Annotated in this window: 15 protein-coding genes and 1 pseudogene; 12 read left to right on the top strand and 4 right to left on the bottom strand. The window is 71.9% G+C overall.

What is annotated here, in order from left to right; translation table 11 throughout:
* Window positions 1-134 precede the first annotated feature (134 nt).
* Window positions 135-1,019: a TIGR03619 family F420-dependent LLM class oxidoreductase gene (locus tag LUW87_RS00080; protein ID WP_232669036.1), complete on the bottom strand. Its 885-nt coding sequence runs from the start codon at window positions 1,017-1,019 to the stop codon at window positions 135-137.
* A 108-nt stretch (window positions 1,020-1,127) separates the two neighbouring features.
* Between LUW87_RS00080 and LUW87_RS00075 the strand changes: the two are divergent.
* From LUW87_RS00075 to LUW87_RS00050, 6 genes and pseudogenes are all read left to right on the top strand, one after another.
* Window positions 1,128-2,885 (top strand): annotated as a pseudogene (locus tag LUW87_RS00075) (N-acyl-D-amino-acid deacylase family protein); the annotation flags it as partial.
* Window positions 2,886-3,066: 181 nt separating this feature from the next.
* Window positions 3,067-4,251, top strand: coding sequence for an EAL domain-containing protein (locus tag LUW87_RS00070; RefSeq protein WP_232669034.1), 1,185 nt, complete (start codon window positions 3,067-3,069; stop codon window positions 4,249-4,251).
* A gap of 41 nt (window positions 4,252-4,292) precedes the next feature.
* A complete protein-coding gene (locus tag LUW87_RS00065; protein WP_232669033.1) occupies window positions 4,293-6,047 on the top strand; it encodes an oxygen-binding di-iron domain-containing protein in 1,755 nt (584 codons plus the stop codon).
* Between the two features lie 91 nt (window positions 6,048-6,138).
* On the top strand, window positions 6,139-7,107 hold the full coding sequence (locus LUW87_RS00060; protein ID WP_232669032.1) for a calcium/sodium antiporter: 969 nt from the start codon (window positions 6,139-6,141) through the stop codon (window positions 7,105-7,107).
* Between the two features lie 21 nt (window positions 7,108-7,128).
* The gene (locus LUW87_RS00055) at window positions 7,129-8,109 is read left to right on the top strand and encodes a pirin family protein (protein ID WP_232669031.1); all 981 of its coding nucleotides are present in this window, start codon (window positions 7,129-7,131) and stop codon (window positions 8,107-8,109) included.
* Window positions 8,106-8,885: a sulfite exporter TauE/SafE family protein gene (locus LUW87_RS00050; protein ID WP_346742408.1), complete on the top strand. Its 780-nt coding sequence runs from the start codon at window positions 8,106-8,108 to the stop codon at window positions 8,883-8,885. Before LUW87_RS00055 ends, LUW87_RS00050 begins: the two co-directional genes overlap by 4 nt.
* Window positions 8,886-9,058: 173 nt before the next feature.
* Here LUW87_RS00050 and LUW87_RS00045 read toward each other — a convergent pair whose 3' ends face one another.
* Together LUW87_RS00045 and LUW87_RS00040 are read right to left on the bottom strand one after the other, a co-directional pair.
* A complete protein-coding gene (locus LUW87_RS00045; RefSeq protein WP_232669029.1) occupies window positions 9,059-10,120 on the bottom strand; it encodes an acyl-CoA dehydrogenase family protein in 1,062 nt (353 codons plus the stop codon).
* 34 nt (window positions 10,121-10,154) lie between these two features.
* Window positions 10,155-11,330: an acyl-CoA dehydrogenase family protein gene (locus LUW87_RS00040; protein ID WP_232669028.1), complete on the bottom strand. Its 1,176-nt coding sequence runs from the start codon at window positions 11,328-11,330 to the stop codon at window positions 10,155-10,157.
* A 116-nt stretch (window positions 11,331-11,446) separates the two neighbouring features.
* Between LUW87_RS00040 and LUW87_RS00035 the strand changes: the two genes are divergently transcribed.
* From LUW87_RS00035 to LUW87_RS00010, 6 genes are all read left to right on the top strand, one after another.
* Entirely contained in the window at window positions 11,447-12,067 is a 621-nt protein-coding gene (locus tag LUW87_RS00035; protein ID WP_232669027.1) for an SDR family oxidoreductase, read from the top strand.
* On the top strand, window positions 12,064-12,825 hold the full coding sequence (locus LUW87_RS18570) for an SDR family NAD(P)-dependent oxidoreductase (protein WP_232669026.1): 762 nt from the start codon (window positions 12,064-12,066) through the stop codon (window positions 12,823-12,825). The genes LUW87_RS00035 and LUW87_RS18570 overlap by 4 nt, the downstream gene beginning before the upstream one ends.
* A 342-nt stretch (window positions 12,826-13,167) precedes the next feature.
* Entirely contained in the window at window positions 13,168-13,974 is an 807-nt protein-coding gene (locus tag LUW87_RS00025) for a hypothetical protein (RefSeq protein WP_232669025.1), read from the top strand.
* On the top strand, window positions 13,971-14,903 hold the full coding sequence (locus tag LUW87_RS00020) for an NAD-dependent epimerase/dehydratase family protein (protein WP_232669024.1): 933 nt from the start codon (window positions 13,971-13,973) through the stop codon (window positions 14,901-14,903). The genes LUW87_RS00025 and LUW87_RS00020 overlap by 4 nt, the downstream gene beginning before the upstream one ends.
* A 9-nt stretch (window positions 14,904-14,912) precedes the next feature.
* Complete coding sequence (locus tag LUW87_RS00015; RefSeq protein ID WP_232669023.1) at window positions 14,913-15,842, top strand: NAD-dependent epimerase/dehydratase family protein; 930 nt, start codon at window positions 14,913-14,915, stop codon at window positions 15,840-15,842.
* Window positions 15,839-16,645 (top strand): SDR family NAD(P)-dependent oxidoreductase, encoded by an 807-nt coding sequence (locus tag LUW87_RS00010; protein ID WP_232669022.1) that lies wholly within the window; start codon window positions 15,839-15,841, stop codon window positions 16,643-16,645. Before LUW87_RS00015 ends, LUW87_RS00010 begins: the two co-directional genes overlap by 4 nt.
* An 81-nt stretch (window positions 16,646-16,726) precedes the next feature.
* Here LUW87_RS00010 and LUW87_RS00005 read toward each other — a convergent pair.
* The coding region (locus LUW87_RS00005; RefSeq protein ID WP_232669021.1) for an HNH endonuclease at window positions 16,727-18,117 on the bottom strand (1,391 nt) is incomplete at its 5' end.

Genomic DNA, 18,117 nt, shown 5'->3' with positions numbered 1-18,117 from the left:
GCCAACCGCGCGGCACCAGACGAGGACCTGGACCATCCCATGTCGCCGGGTCAGGGTGGCGAGGGGTGCTCGGGCCGGTTGCTGTGGTCCATCCGCGGCCCGGGCGTGGCCACCACACCGGCCCGGGGAGCAGGTCAAGGAGCGAGAGGGGCGACCACCGTCTCGGCGAAGCGATGGATGGCAGCCACACGGTCGTCGATGGAGGCGGCGGCCGTCCCGTCGCTGTCGCCCGGCATCATGGCGGGCGCGGCGAGGAAGCCGGTCACGCCCCGGTCGGCGAAGCGGCGGAAGTCGTCGGGGTCCATCGAGTAGATGCCCATGACCACCTCGAAGCCGTCGCCGAGACGACGCCCGTTGGCCTGGAGGGCGGCGTCGAGGCGGTCGAGCACGGCCTCGGCCTCGTCGAGCGGGTAGGCGTTGCCGATCCATCCGTCGTTGCGGGCCGCCCGGGCCAGGGCGGGCTCGGAGTGCCCGCCGATCCAGATCGGCACGTGGCCGCCGTCGGGCGGCGGCGACATGGTGACGGTGGGGAACGAGTAGTGCCGGCCCTCGTGGCTGACGGGCTGGCCGCTCCAGAGCTTGCGGCAGATCTCGATGCCCTCGTCGGTGCGGGCCCCCCGGGTGCGGAAGTCCTCGCCCAGGATCTCGAACTCCTCGGCCATCCACCCCACGCCCAGTCCGAGCGAGACCCGACCACCGGACATCGCCGACGCGGACGCAGCCAGCTTGGCGACCTCCACCGGGTGGCGCAGCGGGAAGATGTAGATGTTCTGGGAGAAGCGGATGCGCTCGGTGACCGCGGCCATGGCCCCCATGGCCACCCACGGATCGATCCACGGCGTCTCAGGGCGCCATCCCGGCTGGCCGTCCTCCTGGTAGGGGTACGCCGAGCGCAGCTCGGCCGGGAACAGCAGGTGGTCGGAGAGCAGCACGCCACCGAAACCGGCCTCGTCGCAGGTGGCGGCGAGCGTCGTGAGGGCCCCGGGCGGGATCCATGCTGTCGTGTGCCAGAACTCCATGTGCGGGTGCTCCTCGGGCGGGGACGGGTGGTGCGGGCGACCGTAGCGGGCCGGTGGTCGGGGTGGCGGAGCAGGGGCACGGGTGTAATCTGACGGTCCGTCAGAAACGCGCCGGCACTCCGACCGGCCGAACGGAGGGGTCACATGCTCGACGAGCTCATCAAGGGCGGCACGGTCATCGACGGCACGGGCGCACCCGGTCGCCAGGCCGACGTCGGCATCCGCGACGGCCGCATCGTCGCCATCGGCCAGATCGACGAGGACGCCACCGTCGTCACCGACGCCACCGGCAAGCTCGTCATCCCCGGCATCATCGACCCGCACACCCACTACGACGCCCAGCTGCTGTGGGACCCGGGCGCGTCGCCGTCGGCCAACCACGGGGTCACCACCGTGATCGGCGGCAACTGCGGCTTCACCCTCGCTCCCCTTCGGCCCACCCCCGAGGAGGCCGACTACCTCCAGCAGATGATGTCGCGGGTCGAGGGCATGCCCCTGCCCGCCCTCCAGCAGATCGACTGGGACTGGGAGACCTTCTCGGACTACCTGTCGAACTTCGAGGGTTCCATCTCGGTCAACGCCGGGTTCCTGGTGGGCCACTGCGCCATCCGCCGCTACGTCATGGGCCCCGACTCCGTGGGCAACGAGGCCACCCCCGAGCAGATCGAGGCCATGGTCGCCGAACTGCGCAAGGGCATCGAGGCGGGTGGGCTGGGCTTCTCCACCACGCTGTCGGGCTCCCACAGCGACGGCGACGGCCAGCCCGTCCCCTCGCGCTGGTCCACCAAGGAGGAGCTGCTGGCCCTGTGCGGCGAGGTGCGAGAGCACGAGGGCACCACCCTCGAGGCCATCGTCCCGGGCTGCCTCGACCGCTTCGCCGACGACGAGATCGAGCTGCTGGCCGAGATGAGCGCCGCCGCCAAGCGGCCGCTCAACTGGAACGTGCTCACGGTCGACAGCCGCGAGCCCGACCGCGCCCCCCGCCAGCTCTCGGCCGGCGACCGTGCCGCCGAGCTCGGCGGCCGGGTCGTGGCGCTCACCATGCCCGTGCTGGTGCCCATGAACATGAACTTCCTCACCTTCTGCGGCATCTGGCTGCTCCCCGGCTGGCAGGAGACCCTCCGGGTGCCGGTCGAGGAGCGCATCGAGGTCCTGAAGGACCCCGAGGTGCGGGCCCGCCTGCTGGCGTCGTCGCAGTCGCAGGAGGCCGGCATCTACCGCCGCCTCGCCGACTGGGACGAGTACGTCATCGGCGACACCTTCTCGCCCGACAACGAAGGCCTCAGCGGTCGCACGGTCGGCTCCATCGCCGCCGAGCGGGGCGCCGAGCCCTTCGACACGCTCCTCGACATCGTGATCGCGGACGACCTCAGGACGATCCTGTGGCCGGCGCCCAAGGACAAGGACGACGAGACCTGGCGCATGCGGGCCGAGGTCTGGAACGACCCGCGCGCCATCATCGGTGGTTCCGACGCCGGCGCCCACCTCGACCGCATGCAGGGCGCCACCTATCCCACCCGGTTCCTCGGCGACATGATCCGTGGTCGCAAGCTCGTGCCGGTCGAGCGGGCGGTGCAGCTGATGACCCAGGTGCCCGCCGAGCTGTTCGGCCTGCGCGACCGGGGTGTGCTGGCCGAGGGCCTGGCCGCCGACATCACCGTCATCGATCCCGAGACGGTCGGCTCCGAGAACGCCCACATGGTCGCCGACCTCCCGGGCGGTTGCGAGCGCCTCACCGCCGGTTCCTTCGGCGTCGAACGGGTGCTCGTCAACGGCACCGCCGTCATCGTCGACGGCGAGCCCACCGGCGCCGTGCCCGGCACGTTGCTCAAGGCTGGTCGCGACACCTACACCGTCGAGGTGTAGGCCAGACTCATCTCGAGCACGCGTCCCTGGGGGGCGTGGCTCCGACCCGGTGCCCGGTCCGCTTCGGCGACCGGGCACCGGCGCGTCGGCGCGTCGGCCCCGATCTTCGCCAGACCTTGGGTTATCGTGCCCCCCACGGCGCCTGGGGGGCTGCCGCCGAGCCGATCGGGGAGGAGGTCTGGTGGCCGAGCACTCGTCCGACCGTCAGTCCACCCGTGCGCTGGGAACGTTGCTCGACCACCACGCCGCGGTGTCGATCGGCCTCGTTGCCGGGCTGTTGGTGGCCTCGTTCCTGCTGACCCTGGCCCTCGGTGGCGCCCACCGGGTGGCGCCGCACTGGTTCTACGCCCCGATCCTCCTCGCCGGCATCCGCTTCGGGCTGGCCGGCGCCTTCCCGGCGGCGGCCGCCGCCACCTTGTTGGCCGGCCCGCTCACCCCCGGCAACGTCGAGGAAGGCACCCCCCAGGACCTCAGCGACTGGCTCGTGCGCGGCCTGTTCTTCCTGGTCATCGGGGTGGCCGTGTCCGTGGCCATCCGCCAGGGCCTGCAGGTCGTCCTCACCGACCACCGAGCGCGACGGCGTCGGGCGGAGCTGCGACGGGCCCTGGCCCACGGCGAGGTGGAGCTGCACTACCAACCGATCGTCGACCTCGACGACGGCCGGATCGTGGGCGCCGAAGCCCTCGTGCGCTGGCGCCACCCGACCAAGGGCCTGCTCGCCCCGGTCGAGTTCATCGACGACTTCGAACAGCTCGACGAGAGCACCGACTGGGTGATCGGCCAGGTGGCCGAGACGGTCGGGGGATGGAAGGAGCGGCTGAGCCTCGACCGCTTCCACGTGGCGGTGAACATCAGCGGCCACGACCTCGGCCGGGGGAGTCTCCCGGAACGCGTCGAGGCCCTGCTGGCGCCCACCGCCCTCGCACCGAGCGATCTCTGCCTGGAGGTCACGGAGTCCGCGGTCGTGCAGGACCTCGACGAGGCGGCGGCGACGCTCGCCGCGCTCCGCCTCGCCGGCACCACCATCGCCATCGACGACCTGGGCACCGGCCACGCCACCCTCGCCTACGTGCAGCGCCTCCCCGTCGACATCGTGAAGATCGACAAGACCTTCACCGCCGAGCTCCGTCCCGGATCACCGAGCGAGGCGATCGTCGCCGCCCTCATCGGCCTGAGCCGACAGCTCGACGTGGGCTGCATCGCCGAGGGGATCGAGACCGAGGACCAACGCGCTGCCGTCGTCCGTCACGGCTGCCGCCAGGGCCAGGGCTTCCTGTTCTCCCCGGCGGTCCCCGCCGACCAGTTCGAGCGGATGCTCGCTGCGCCGCACCCCGCCGCACCGGGACAGCCACCGCGCGCCCGGTGATCCGGCGGCGGGGCCATGGGTCCCGCCTATCCTCCGCCTCGATGACCCCCCTCACCTCGAACGAAGATCTCGACCTCACCCGCCCCGTGGAGATCGCCGATCGGCTCTGGTGGGTCGGTGAGCACCTCGGAGACGACCCCTTCCAGTGCCACGTCTACCTCCTGGAGCACGACGACCAGTCGGTCCTGTTCGATCCCGGCGGACTGCTCACCTTCGACACGGTGTGGAAAAAGGTGACCGAGGTCATCGAACCCGAGCAGCTGCGGTGGATCGTCTGCCACCACCAGGACCCTGACATCACCGCATCGCTGACCCGTCTCGACGAGCTCGTGAGGCGGCCCGACGCAGCGATCGTCACCCACTGGCGGGCCGAAGCCCTCATGAAGCACTACGCGCTGCGGTTGCCCTTCCACCTCGTCGACCGCAACGACTGGCGCCTCGACCTCGGGGGCCGGGAGCTGCGCTTCCTGTTCACTCCGTACCTGCACTTCCCTGGCGCCTTCGTCACCTTCGACGAAGCGACGGGCACGTTGTTGTCGAGCGATCTCTTCGGGGGCTTCACCCAGGACGAACGGCTGATCGCCGACAGCATCGAGCACTTCGAGGACATCCGCCCCTTCCACGAGCACTACATGCCGAGCCGGGAGATCCTGGTCCACGGCCTCGAGGAGATCGAAGAGCTCCCCCTCACCCTCATCGCCCCCCAGCACGGCCGCCTCATCCCCCACGCGCTGATCGCGCCGATCATCACCGCCCTCAAGAACCTCGACTGCGGGCTCTACCTGATGACGAGGCAGGACTCGGACATCCGCCGGCTCTCTGCCATGCACCAGCTGTTGAGGGGCACTCTGCAACAGCTCGCCGTGCTGCGCGACTTCCGCGAGATCGCGGCGGCACTCGAGAACTCGGCCCGCGCCGTGTTCCCCATCACGTCGATCGAGTTCTGGGCTCGCGACGACGACACCATGTTGCGCTTCAGTGCCGCCGACCGCTTCGGAGGCGTGCCCGGCACCCTGCCCGAGCAGTGGGCCCCGCTGCTCCACGCCCACCGCGCCGACGACGACAACGGCGCCGGCCCTTCCTGGGTCTCCGCCGGAACGTCCACCGAGCCGGCCCTCGCCCTTGCCCTCTTCTCGCCGATCAGCAACGCCCCCACCGGCGTCACGATCATGCACCTCTCGCGCCCGGTCGCCCTGCACGAGTCGACCCTGGCCACCCTGGCCCAGATCAGCACCCCCCTGGAGGTGGCCCTCGAGCGCGAGATGCTGCTGCGCTCCGTCGAGCTCGAACGCGAGCGCTTCTACGGGCTCGCCATGCGCGACCCGCTGACGGGCCTGCTCAACCGCCTGGCCCTCAAGGACTCGCTGTCGAGGCTGCTCGCCCTCCACGATCGGGGCGACATCCCCGGTCTGGTGGTGACCATGTTCGACATCGACCACTTCAAGGCGGTGAACGACACTCACGGCCACGCCGTCGGCGACACCGTGCTCACGGCGGTGGCGAAGGCCATCGGGGACCAGATCCGCCCCGGCGACCTGGCGGCTCGCCTCGGGGGTGAGGAGTTCGCCGTGTTCCACGTGGCCGGCGACGACACCCCGAAGACCATCGCCGAGCGGATCCGCCAGAGCGTGGCCGCGCTCACCTTCGACGAACCCGGGCTCTCGGTGACGACCAGTGCCGGCGTGGCCGTACGCCGGCCGGGCGAGGGGTACGGCGCGGTGCTGGCCCGGGCCGACGCCGCCCTCTACGACGCCAAGGAGAGCGGGCGCGACCGCACCGTGCTGGCGACAGCCTGACGTCGCAGACCCACCACTGAGATTCGGCTCGGGCGGGCGACCACCAGACCCGGCCGGACCCCACGCCAGCGCACTACCCTCGGCTCGCGTCATGGGCACCACGTTCGTCCTCGTCGCCGGCGTGCTGGCCGCGGCGATCGGCGGCGAGCTCTTCGTCCGGGGCGCGGTTGGGCTGGCCGCCTGGGCCCGGGTCCCGGCCAGCATCATCGCCGTCACCGTGGCCGCCTTCGCCACCTCCAGCCCCGAGCTGTTCGTGACCGTGAACGCAGCCACCGACGGTGCCCCCGAGATCGGCTTCGGCGACGCGCTCGGCTCCAACGTGGTCAACATCGCGCTCGTCCTGGGCCTGGCGCTGTTGGTGAGACCGGCTCGGGTGGAGCGTGACGCCGTCCGGCGCGACCTCCCGGTGGCCCTCGCCGTGCCTGCGCTCACCGTCGTGTTGGCCCTCGACGGCTCGATGTCCCGCCTCGACGGCGGGCTGCTGCTCGCCACCTTCTTCACCTGGCTCGGCGTCACCGCCCGGAGCGCCCACCGGGCCCGGAGAGATTCGCTCGACGAGACCGACGACGCGCTCGACGAGACCGTTGACGCAGTGCTCGGTGAGCGCAACCGACATCGGATCCTCGCCGAGATGCTCGGCGGCCTGGTCCTGTTGGTGGTGGCCGGTCGCCTCATCGTGATCGCCGCCGAGACGATCGGCGAGGCCCTCGGGCTCGACGCGTTCGTGGTGGGCGCCACCTTCGTGGCCATCGGCACCTCGATGCCCGAGCTGGCCACCACCATCGCGGCCGGCCTCCGGGGCCACCAGGAGATCGGCATCGGGGCCATCCTCGGCTCCAACATCTTCAACGGCCTGTGGATCGTCTCGGTGGCGGCGTTGCTGAGCCCCTTCGACGTGGCCCTCGACGAGGTGTTGCTCAGCCTGGTCGTGGGCGCCCTGGCCCTGGTCATGCTCATCCCCGGCCGACGCCTGTTCCTCGCTCGATGGCGGGGCGCGGCCCTGCTGGCGGTCTACGCCGGGTACCTGGTGGTCCTGCTCGCCGTGCGGCCCGGCACCTGAGGGTCCCGGTACCGTGAGGTGATGAGCGGACCGGTGAGCACCGACGACTCCCCCGCCCACGAGGGCGACGAGCACCCGACCGCGCCGCCCACCCTCGAACGCACCGCGGCCCGAACCGTCGATCTGGCCGGCATCACGGTGCGGCGGGCCCTTCCCCGCCGCGGCCGTCGCACGGTCGGCGCCTGGTGCTTCGTCGACCACTTCGGGGCGGACGCGCCGTCCGGCGCCGACGAGGCAGGCTCCGCAGCCGGTGGCCCGACCATGGCCGTCGGCCCTCACCCCCACATCGGGCTGCAGACCGTGACCTGGCTGCTCGAGGGGGAGGTCCTGCACACCGACAGCCTCGGCTCGGAGCAGCTCATCCGACCCGGGCAGCTCAACCTCATGACCGCGGGGCGTGGGGTGGCCCACGCCGAGCACACGCCCCCTTCCTCCGCGGTCGCCCAGCGCGGCGCCCAGCTCTGGATCGCCCAACCCGAGGCCACCAGGCACGGCGACCCCGCCTTCGCCCACCACGCCGACCTCGACGCCGCCGACCTCGGCGGCGGGATCACCGCGACCGTCCTGGTCGGCGAGCTCGGCGGCGTGCGCTCCCCTGCCCGCACCGACACCCCCCTGGTCGGCGCCGCCGTGTCGGGCGGAGCCGAGGGACGCGGTGCCGTCGCCCTCCACCCCCGCTTCGAGTACGCCGTCGTGGTCCTGGCCGGAGCGGCCTCGCTCGCCGGGCCGGGGCTCGACGACGACGAGCCCGTCGTGCCGGGCCAGCTCGCCTACCTCGGCGCCGGCCGCGACGAGCTGGCCCTGCGCACCATCACCGGCACCGAGCTGCTCCTGCTCGGCGGAGAGCCCTTCGAGACCGAGCCCCTCATGTGGTGGAACTTCGTGGCCCGCACCCACGACGAGATCCGCGCCGCCCGCGCCGACTGGCAGGCCGGCCACGAGCGCTTCGCTCCGGTGGCGTCGTCCCTCGCGCCCATCGATGCCCCCGAGGTCCCCTTCTGAGCCCGGTCGAGCTGGTCGTCGTCGCCCTCGCCGGCGTCGGCGCCGGTTTCGTGAACGCCGTGGCCGGAGGCGGCACCCTCATCTCCTTCCCTGCCCTCACCGCCGTCGGCCTCCCGGTGGTGTCGGCCAACGTGACCTCGACCGTGGCCCTCTCGCCCGGGTACCTCGGCGGCGCGCTGGCCCAACGCGAGTCGGTGCGCCGCCAGCGCGACCGCCTGAAGGTCCTGGCCCCGGCCGGGATGCTCGGCGGCCTCGCCGGCGGGGCGCTGCTCCTGCTCACCGGGGACGAACTGCTCGAACGGCTGGTGCCCTTCCTCATCCTCTCGGCGAGCGCCCTGCTGGCCGGACAAGAGCGCATCCGCACGTCGGTCGAGCGGCGCCGGGCCCTCCGCCCCGACGCGGCCCGCGCCCGACCCGACCACGGGATCTCCGTGGGCGCCATCGTCGCCGTGTTCGCGGCGTCGATCTACGGCGGCTACTTCGGCGCCGGGCTCGGCATCATCTTCCTCGCCGTCCTCGGGGCGTTGCTCCCCGACGACCTGCGTGACGTCAACGCCCTCAAGCAGTCGATGTCGTTCGTGGTCAACCTCACCGCGGCGGCCTTCTTCCTCTTCTCCGGCCGGGTCTGGTGGCTGGCCGCGCTGGTCATGGCCGTCGGTGCCCTCGCCGGGGGCCACCTCGGCGGCAAGCTGGCCGTGCACCTCGACCCTCGGGTGCTGCGGGCGGTGGTGGTCGCCATCGGCGTGGCCGTCGCCATCGTGTACCTGGTGCGCTGAACCGGGCTCTCTCAGCGCGGCGCCGGCCCCGGTCGAGCCGCTCCACGCCGGCCGCTGAGGCTGGACGCAGGACGACCCCGGGCCAGTGGCCCGGGGTCGTCCTGGATTCCCCCTCCGGTGATCACGTACCGGGTCCCGCCACCCCCCGACGGCGGGACCCGGTCGGCGCCGGCCTAGGCCGGCGTGTCGGCGAGCAGCTGGCCGAGCCTGAGCAGGTTCGGGGTGGCGCCGCCGAGGAAGAGCTCCTGGTGCTTGGTCCACAGGTAGTAGCGGTGCAGCGGGTAGTCGCGATCGACGCCGACCCCGCCGTGGAGGTGGGTGGCGGCATGCACGACGCGCTGGCCGCCGTCGGCGGCCCAGAACTTGGCGGTGGACACCTGCTCGGAGGCGTCGAGGCCGGCGTCGATGCGCATGGCCGCCTGCCAGGCGGTGAGCCAGATGGCCTCGGAGTCGATGCGGGTGTCGGCGGCGCGCTGGGCGACGGCCTGGAAGGTGGCGATCACCCGGTCGAACTGGACCCGCTCCTTGACGTACTCGGAGGTGATCTCGAGGGCCTGGGCGCTGACCCCGGCCATGATCACGCTCTGGCCGGTGCGGCCCCGCTCGACCATCCACACCAGCCCCTCGGGGCCGGTGAGCTTCTCGCCGGGGGCGCCGTCGAGGGTGACCTTGGCGTCGGGGAGGTCGTCGACGGTGTCCTGGCGCTCGACGGTGACCCCGTCGGCGTCGGCGGCGACGTAGTAGAGGCCGTCGGTGGTCGACACGACGAAGGCGTCGGCCACATGCCCCATCGGGGCGCACACCTTGACCCCGGTGATGCGGCCGTCGGCGACGGTGGCGGCCGGCTCGAGGACGTCGCCCACGAGGTCGTGCACGGCGATCGAGACGATGCGCTCACCCGACGCCAGACCTTCGAGCTGGGCGGCGGTGCCGTACTCGGCGAGCACGGGCCCCGCCATGGCCATGACCGCCAGGGCGGGCACCGGGGCGACGGCCCGACCCACCTCTTCGAGCACGATGCAGGCCTCGGCGAAGCCCAGGCCACCGCCACCGGCGGACTCGGGCAGGCCGATGCCCACGAGGCCCAGCTCGGCCATCTCGCGCCAGAGGGCGAGATCGACGCCGGTGTCGGACTCGCGCACGTCCTTGAGGTGCTCGAGGGTGCAGCGGTCGGTGAGGAGCCGGCGGGTCAGCTCGCGCAGCTCGTCCTGGTCGGAGGTGAAGGAGAAGTCCATGGTGGCTTTCGTCGTCTCGTCGTCGGGTGGCAGGTCAGCGGGCCGAGCGGGGGAACCCGAGGCCGAACATGGCGATGAGGTCGCGCTGCAGCTCGTTGGTGCCGCCGCCGAAGGTGAGGATGATCGAGCTGCGGATGCCCGATTCGAGGCGGCTGCGCATGATCGCCTCGGGGCTGTCGGCCTTGACGTAGGCACGGGGTCCGAGGACCTCCATGAGCAGCCGGTAGGCCTCCATGTAGAACTCGGTGCCGAACACCTTGACGCTGGAGGCGTCGGCCGGGTGCAAGGAGCCCTGCTCGGACGACCACGCCACCTTCCAGTTGGCCAGGCGGAGGTACTCGAGGCGGGCGTGCACCCGGGCCAGGTTGAGCTGCACCCACTCCTGGTCGATGACCCGGCGGCCGTCGGGCAGCTCGGTGTCCTGGGCCCAGCGGCGCACGTCGGCCAGGTGGCGCTCGGTCGTGCCGCTGGCGCACAGGGTGACGCGCTCGTGGTTGAGCTGGTTGGTGATGAGCCCCCAACCGCCGTTCTCCTCGCCCACCAGGTACTTGGCCGGCACCCGCACGTCGTCGAAGAACGTGGCATTGATGTCGTGCTCGCCCATGAGGGTGAGGGGCTGGATGGTGATGCCCGGCGTGTCCATCGGAACGATGATCACCGAGATGCCCTTGTGCTTCTTGGCCTCGGGATCGGTGCGCACCGCCAGCCAGCAGTAGTCGGCACCGCCGGCCAGGCTGGTCCACATCTTCTGGCCGTTGATGACGTACTCGTCGCCGTCGCGCACGGCCCGGCACTGCAGGGCGGCGAGGTCGGTGCCGGCCTGGGGCTCGGAGTAGCCGATGCAGAAGTGCAGGTCACCCGAGAGGATCTTGGGGACGAAGAACTCGCGCTGCCAGTCGGTGCCGAAGTTCATGATGGTCGGCCCGACCGTGTTGATGGTGAGCATCGGGACGGGGGCGCCGGCTCGCATCGACTCGTCGAAGAACACGAACTGGTCGATGGCCTTGCGGCCCTGCCCGCCCCACTCCTTGGGCCAGCCGATCCCGGCCCACCCGTCGGCGCACATCTGCTTCCAGACCCGCTTGGTGGCTTCGCCGATGCCGTGGCTGTCGGACAGCTCGGCAACCGTCTCGTCGTCGAGCAGGTCGTCGTAATAGGCACGCAGTTCGGCGCGGAACGCCTCCTGCTCCGGGGTGTAGCGGATCTCCATGTGATGTGACCATAGTCAATGGTGAACCCGGTCACACATCCGCGGAGAAGTCCCACGTCGGGGCCCTGCGCCACCTCGCGGACTCTGGCCGGCGTCGGCCGTGGTTGACTGCGAGGATGCCGATCGACACCACCGCCGTGGCGCGCATCGACGGCACCGTCGCCGTGGTGGGCGCCGGGCCGCTGGCCGACCACCTGCGCCACGGCCTCGCCGCCGCCGGGAACGACGTCGCCTCCGACGTGGACGGCACCGGGCGCCTGGCCGCCGCCGTCTTCGCCCCCTGGGACCCGGACGAGGTGCGCCCCGTCGCCTTCCACGAGCTCAGCGACGCCGGCTTCCACCAGGCCTGGCAGCGCACGCTCGACGACGCCGTGGCCACCGCGGTGGCCGCCCGGGCCCGGTTCGGCCCCGAGGGTGGACGACTGGTGTTCGTGATCCCCACCATCGCCCTGGCCGGGGGCGCCGGGCACGCCCACTGGGCCGCCGCCGCCGAAGGGGTGCACCTGCTGGCCAAGTCGGCCGCCCGCCAGTGGGGTCCGGACGGCATCACCGCCAACGTCATGGCCGTCGGTCCCGACGAGGTGCTCGGCGATCCCGACTCGGCCGGGCCGGTCTCGATCGCCGAGCCGGCCCTCCCCGATGCCGATCCGGTGGCGGTGCTGGCCTTCCTGTGCGGGCCGGCCGCTGCCCACATCGGGGGCCAGACCCTCGTGGTCGACGGAGGGCTGTGGATGTGAGCCGGCTCAACGATCGCGTCGCCATCGTCACCGGAGCCGGTCAGGGTGTCGGTGAGGGCATCGCCCGCCGCCTCGCCGCCGAGGGCGCCACCGTGGTGGTCGCCGCCCGCCGCGCCGCCACCGGCGAGCCCGTGGCCGAGTCCATCCGCGCCGCAGGGGGCGACGCCTGGTGCCTCCCCACCGACGTCACCCGCCGAGCCGACGTCGAGGCCTGCGTGGCCGACACCGTCGAGCGCCGCGGCCGCCTCGACATCGTGGTGCACAACGCCTTCGCCGGCGGAGTGGCCACCCGCCTCGAGTCCACCCCCGACGACGTCTGGTTCCAGCTCTCGCACACCGCGGTGTGGGCCAGCTTCTGGTGCGCTCAGGCCGCCTTCCCCCACCTGGCCGCCAGCCCGGCCGGGCGCTTCGTCATGCTCACCTCGCCCTCGGGGGTGGAGGGCAGCGCCAACCTCCCGCTGTACTCCCCCGTGAAGGGCGCCCAGCGGGCCATCGCCAAGAGCCTGGCCCGCGAGTGGGGCCCACACGGCATCACGGTCAACTGCATCGCACCGGTGGCCGAGACCCCCGCCCTCACCGACATCTTCGACCAGGTCCCCACCCTCAAGGGCAGCATCGAGGCCCGCACCCCACTCGGGCGCATCGGCGACCCGGTCGACGACATCGGCGGCGTGGCCGCCTTCTTGTGCAGCGACGACGCCGGCTACGTCAGCGGCCAGACCGTCGTCTGCGACGGAGGCTCCTTCCTCGGGCTCTGACATCTTGCTCCGGTCGGCAAGCCACGACATCTTGCTCCGGTCGGCAAGCCGCGACATCTTGCTCCGGTCGGCAAGCCTCCCTCCGCCGCCTTCGGCGAAGCGCGTGGCCAGTCTGAGGCTCCGTCGCTGCGCTCCTCCGCCTGTTGCGAGTCGGCTGACGCCTTCCTTCAGGTGGGCGACGGGAGCGCCAGCGACCCGCCCACACCGCGGCGCTCCGCGCCGCCAGCATCGCGACCCGCCCACACCCCGTCCCGGCGAGCGGCACGGTCGGGTGACTTCTGACGGACCGTCAGATGCCCGTGTAGGTTCGGGCTCCGCACACCGCACGCAAGGGGGATCGCAGTGGCCCAGTCCGAGAAGGACTATCCGATCAAGGTCGGCACGTTCCTGTTCACCATGGTCGAGCCGCACCCGGGCCACGAGGTGGCCTACAACCGCTGGTACGAGCACGACCACTTCTTCTCGGGTTGCCTGGTCGGCCCCAACGTCTTCGCCGGCGACCGCTTCGTCGCCACCCGGCGCCTGAAGGACCTGCGCTCCACGGCCGACACCGACATGACCCCGGACCCGCTCACCGGGTCGTACCTCGCCGTCTACTGGTGGCTGAAGGACACCGACGACGAGACCAACCGCTGGAACGTCGACAACGTGAACTGGCTGCACACCCAGGGCCGCATGTACGCCGAGCGCGACCACATCCACACGCTGCTCTACTCGATGCGCTGGTCCGAGCAGAAGGACCCGGCGGGCTGCACCATCGACCTGGCGCTCGACCACGGCTACCCCGGCCTGGTGGTCGTGGCCGGCGACGTCGCCGAGGGCCACACCCACGACGAGGTCGACGCCTGGTTCCGTGAGCAGTGGGTGCCCGACGCCATGGCCCAGCCGTGGGGCCCCGAGCTGGTGGGCAGCGGCACCGTGATCCCCCTGGCCGACGACGCCCCCGCCGACGTCGTGCGCCCGAAGGCCGGACCCAACCGGTTCCTGCAGCTGCACTTCCTCGACCACGACTCGACCGAGGGCTGGGAGGAGGGCTACGCCCGCATCGGCGAGCAGATCGAGGCCAGCGGCCTGGCCCACCACGTGTGGACCGCTCCCTGGCAACAGACCAACTTCGGCACCGACGACTTCACGGACGAACTGCGATGACCACGACACCTGCGCCCCTCGAGGGGCAGAAGATCCTCCTCACCGGCGTCACCGGCCAGGTGGCCGCCCCCCTGGCCCGCAACCTGGTGGCCGCCGGCAACACCGTGTACGGCACCTCCCGCTTCGCCGACGACGCCGCCCGCGACAAGGTGGCGGCCGACGGCGTGATCCCGGTGCGGGCCGACTTCGAGACCAACGACCTCGACGAGATCCCCGACGACCTCGACGTGGTCCTGCACTTCGCGGTGTCCAAGGACCAGGACTTCGACCGGGCCCTGGCCGCCAACGCCGAGGGCACCGCCTTCCTCATCGAGAAGGTCAAGGGGGTCAAGGCCTTCCTGCACTGCTCGTCGTGCGCCGTCTACGAACCCGACGACCACGTGCCCCACGTCGAGACCTCGGCACTGGGCGACAACCACCGGCCCATGGGGTTCCTGCCCACGTACTCGATCTCCAAGATCGCGGCCGAGTCCGCCGCCAAGTACGCGGCGAAGCGCTTCGGTGTGCCCACGGTGATCGCCCGCCTCGACGTGCCCTACGGGCCCACCCACGGCTGGATGTCGTTCCAGCTGGTGATGGCCCAGCACGGCATGAAGGTCGACGTGCACCCCGACGCCCCCAACAGCCACAACCTGCTCCACGACGACGACCTGCTGTCGTCGCTGCCGTACCTGCTCGAGCAGGCCGCCGTGCCGGCACCGATCTTCAACTGGTGCAGCCCGGAGATCGTGAGCATCGAGGAGTGGTGCGCCGAGATCAGCCGTCTCACCGGCGTCGAGTTCGACTTCAACGTCACCACCGCCACCATCCCGCCCAACCCCACCGATCCCTCCAAGCTCCTCGGGCTCGGCTGGGAGCCCCAGGTCTCGTGGCGCGACGGCATCCGCCGACTGCTCGAGACCTCCTATCCAGACCTGCTGAAGAGCTGAGGAGGCACCGTGGCCGAGCTGTCCGGCGAGAAGATCCTCGTCACCGGGCCAGCGGGGCAGATCGCCTTCCCGCTGGCCGAGTACCTGGCCCGTGACAACGAGGTGTGGGGCATCGCCCGCTTCGGCGACCCCACCACCAAGGACAAGGTGGAGGCCGTCGGTGTGCGCACCGTCGTCGGCGACCTGGGCGACGGATCGTTCGGCGACCTGCCCGACGACTTCACCTACGTGGTCCACTTCGCCGCCCTCATGGCCCCGGGGTGGGACTTCGACGCCGCCTTCCGCGCCAACGCCGAGGGCACCGGCCTGCTGCTGTCGCACTGCCGCAAGGCCAAGGCCGCCCTGGTGATGAGCACCCACTCCACCTACCGGCCGCCGGCCGACGGCGACCCGTGGCACGTGTTCCCCGAGACCGACCCGCTCGGCGAGGTCAACGCCGCCCACGCGCCCACCTACTCCATGTCCAAGATCGCCCAGGAGGCGGTGGCCCGCACCTGCGCCCGCCTCTTCGACCTGCCCGTCACCATCGCCCGGATGAACGCCTCGTATGGCGTCAACGGGGGGCTGCCCACCCAGCACGTCGACGCCCTGCTGGCGGGGAATCCCGTCACCACCCGTTGGGATCCGTGCCTGTACTCGCCGATCCACCAGGACGACATCAACTCACAGACGGCCGCGCTGCTCGAGGCCGCCACCGTGCCCGCCACCATCGTGAACTGGGCGGGCGACGAACCGGTCAGCGTGCAGGAGTGGTGTGCCTACGTCGGTGAGCTCGGTGGCTTCGAGCCGGTCGTCAACGTGGTCGAGCAGCCCGGCACGCTGCGGGGCTCGGTGGCCGACAACACCCGACGCCTCGCCATCACCGGTCCGTGCCGGGTCGGGTGGCGCGAGGGCATCAAGCAGGTCTACGACGACCGCGCCGGCAGGGCGGCGTCGTGAGCTGGGACGGCACCGGCCAGCACGTCCTGCTCACGGGTGCCTCCTCGGGCATCGGCGCCGCGGCCGCCGTGGAGCTGGCGCGGGCCGGCGCCCGGGTCTGCCTCGTCGCCCGCCGCCAGGAGCGCCTGGCCGAGGTGCTCGAGCAGGTGCGCAAGCACTCCCCCGACTCCACCGTGCTCGCCGCCGACCTGTCCGACCTGGACGGGTTGGCGTCGGTGGCCGACCGGGCGACCGAGGCGCTCGGCGGCCGCATCGACGTGCTGGTCAACAACGCCGGGGTGCCCAAGCGCCGGCGCGTGGTGGGCATGAGCCCGGCCGACGTCGAGGGCGTGATGGCCATGAACTACTTCTCGCCCGTGCGGCTCACGCTGGCCGTGCTCCCCCAGATGGTCGAGCGCAACGCCGGCCAGATCCTGAACGTGTCGTCGATGGGGGTCCACATGGCCGCCTTCGGCGTGGGCGCCTACTCGGCATCGAAGGCGGCGCTGGAGATGTTCACCGAGTCGCTGCACGTGGAGCTGGCCCACACCGACGTGCGGGCCCACCTCTTCATCCCGGGCACCACGCTGTCGGAGTTCTCCACTCCCAAGGACGACAACGACCCGCCGTTCCCCGTCGACCCGGCCACCGCCGCCACCTCCGAGGAGGTCGCCGTCGCCCTGGTTGCCGCCCTCGGCGACGACCGGCTCATCACCTACGCCACCGAGAAGGACGCGGCCACGTCGGCCACCAAGGCCGCCGACCCCGACGCCTTCCTCGCCGGCCTGCGCCCCACCTTCGCCCAGATCACCGGCGCCTCGTAGCCCGAGCTCGGACGTAGCCCTGGCCGGGCGACGTGCCCGAAGTGCCCGAGGTGCCCGAACTGCCACGGGGGCGAGGATCCCTCAGGCCGCGGTGACGTAGACGGCGACGAGGGCGCCGTCGCGCGTCCGGGTGATCAGGTCCGGGGCTCGGCTCCCCTGCCGTCGACCCCGCCCGAGCGGCCAACGCTGGTGGAGGGCCGGGTCGCTGCCGTCGTCGCGGCTCGTCGGAGGGTGCTGGACGTGGTCTCGGATGCTCCGGAGCCGAACAGCGGTCGCGTCGGAGAGGTGTCCGCTGCTCGAGGGGTCGTCCTCGAGGTGGCGCCCAGGGGATGCGTCCCGACGGGCACGGGCGGCCGGCCTCAGCGGCCGCCCGACGGCAGCAACGACCCGCTCGTCGGTGTGGTGCGTGCGGTTCGGGGTCCGGCCCGCGGCCTGTGCTTCGGGGAGGCGGGCGGTGAGGGTGAGTCGGGCCTGGGCGTAGCCGCAGACGCCCGGGTCGGCTCGGTTCTCGTCGCTCTCGTCGTCCCCGTCGTTCTCGTCGGTGGGGTTCGGGCGGGGGGCTCCGTCGTCGGCCGTGTCCTTTGCGGCGGTGCTGCCGGTTCCGGGGGCGGCCTCGTAGGGACCGGCGTGATCGCTGTCTCGGTGGAGGGGGAGCCGGGGTGGGCGTCGGGTGTGGGGTGGTGGGCTGGTGAGGGTGGTGCCGTCGGGTCGGGTGACGGTGACCGTCCCGTGGTCGTCGATGGTGATGTCCCAGCCGTCGCGGTGCACGACGCCGTGGTGGTTGGCGCACAGGGCGAGCAGGTTGCGAAGCGAGGTGGGGCCGCCGTGTTTCCAGTGGGTGATGTGGTGGCCGTTGATCCACGCCACGGGGGCGTCGCAGCGTTCTCCGGTGGGGGTGGGGAACCGGCAGCCGCCGTCGCGGGCCAACATGACGTCACGTAGCGGTCCGGTGGCCAATCGGACCTGGCGGCCGTGGTCGAGGACCTGGCTGTCGGCGAGCATGACCCGCTCGAGGGTGGTGCCGGCTCCGAAGATGGTGGTGACCGCCTCTGGGGAGAGGCGGTGGCCGTCGATGGTGGTGGCCCGCCCGGTGGCGTGGTCCAACGCGTGGCGCAGGAACGCTTCTTCGACCGCGGAGACCGGTTGGCCGGCGAGGCGGCGGGTGGTGAGGAACCGGTCGAGGTCGCCCGGGTGGTGGATGCCGGCCCCGTACAGGGCGGCCCGGTAGAGGTCGGGCATGTCGATGAGAGCCATCAACTGCGGGGTGCGGGCCCGGCGGGGGCTCTCGCAGTCGGTGTGGTCGGTGTAGAAGCGGCACACCTCCGCCAGGGCGTCGGCTCGGCGTTGCGAACCCCACCGCGACGGTGCCTCGTTGTCGGGGTCGGTGCCCCTCGCCGCGGTGAGGGCGGCGTCGGCGGCGGTGAGGGCGGCGTCGATGACGGCGGTGGCGTCGGGGCCGAGGTCACCGTCGA

The organism is Rhabdothermincola salaria (assembly GCF_021246445.1).
In the GTDB taxonomy this organism is placed as follows: Bacteria; Actinomycetota; Acidimicrobiia; order Acidimicrobiales; family Acidimicrobilacustridaceae; genus Rhabdothermincola_A; species Rhabdothermincola_A salaria.
Note: the sequence above shows the minus strand (reverse complement) of the source record. Positions and strands in the feature narration are given on the sequence as shown.

Bases quoted from the DNA above. Each gene is read 5' to 3' on its own strand.
- LUW87_RS00080 (WP_232669036.1), bottom strand. From the start codon at position 1,019: ATGGAGTTCTGGCACACGACAGCATGGATCCCGCCCGGGGCCCTCACG.
- LUW87_RS00065 (WP_232669033.1), top strand. From the start codon at position 4,293: ATGACCCCCCTCACCTCGAACGAAGATCTCGACCTCACCCGCCCCGTG.
- LUW87_RS00060 (WP_232669032.1), top strand. From the start codon at position 6,139: ATGGGCACCACGTTCGTCCTCGTCGCCGGCGTGCTGGCCGCGGCGATC.
- LUW87_RS00055 (WP_232669031.1), top strand. From the start codon at position 7,129: ATGAGCGGACCGGTGAGCACCGACGACTCCCCCGCCCACGAGGGCGAC.
- LUW87_RS00045 (WP_232669029.1), bottom strand. From the start codon at position 10,120: ATGGACTTCTCCTTCACCTCCGACCAGGACGAGCTGCGCGAGCTGACC.
- LUW87_RS00040 (WP_232669028.1), bottom strand. From the start codon at position 11,330: ATGGAGATCCGCTACACCCCGGAGCAGGAGGCGTTCCGCGCCGAACTG.
- LUW87_RS00035 (WP_232669027.1), top strand. From the start codon at position 11,447: ATGCCGATCGACACCACCGCCGTGGCGCGCATCGACGGCACCGTCGCC.
- LUW87_RS00020 (WP_232669024.1), top strand. From the start codon at position 13,971: ATGACCACGACACCTGCGCCCCTCGAGGGGCAGAAGATCCTCCTCACC.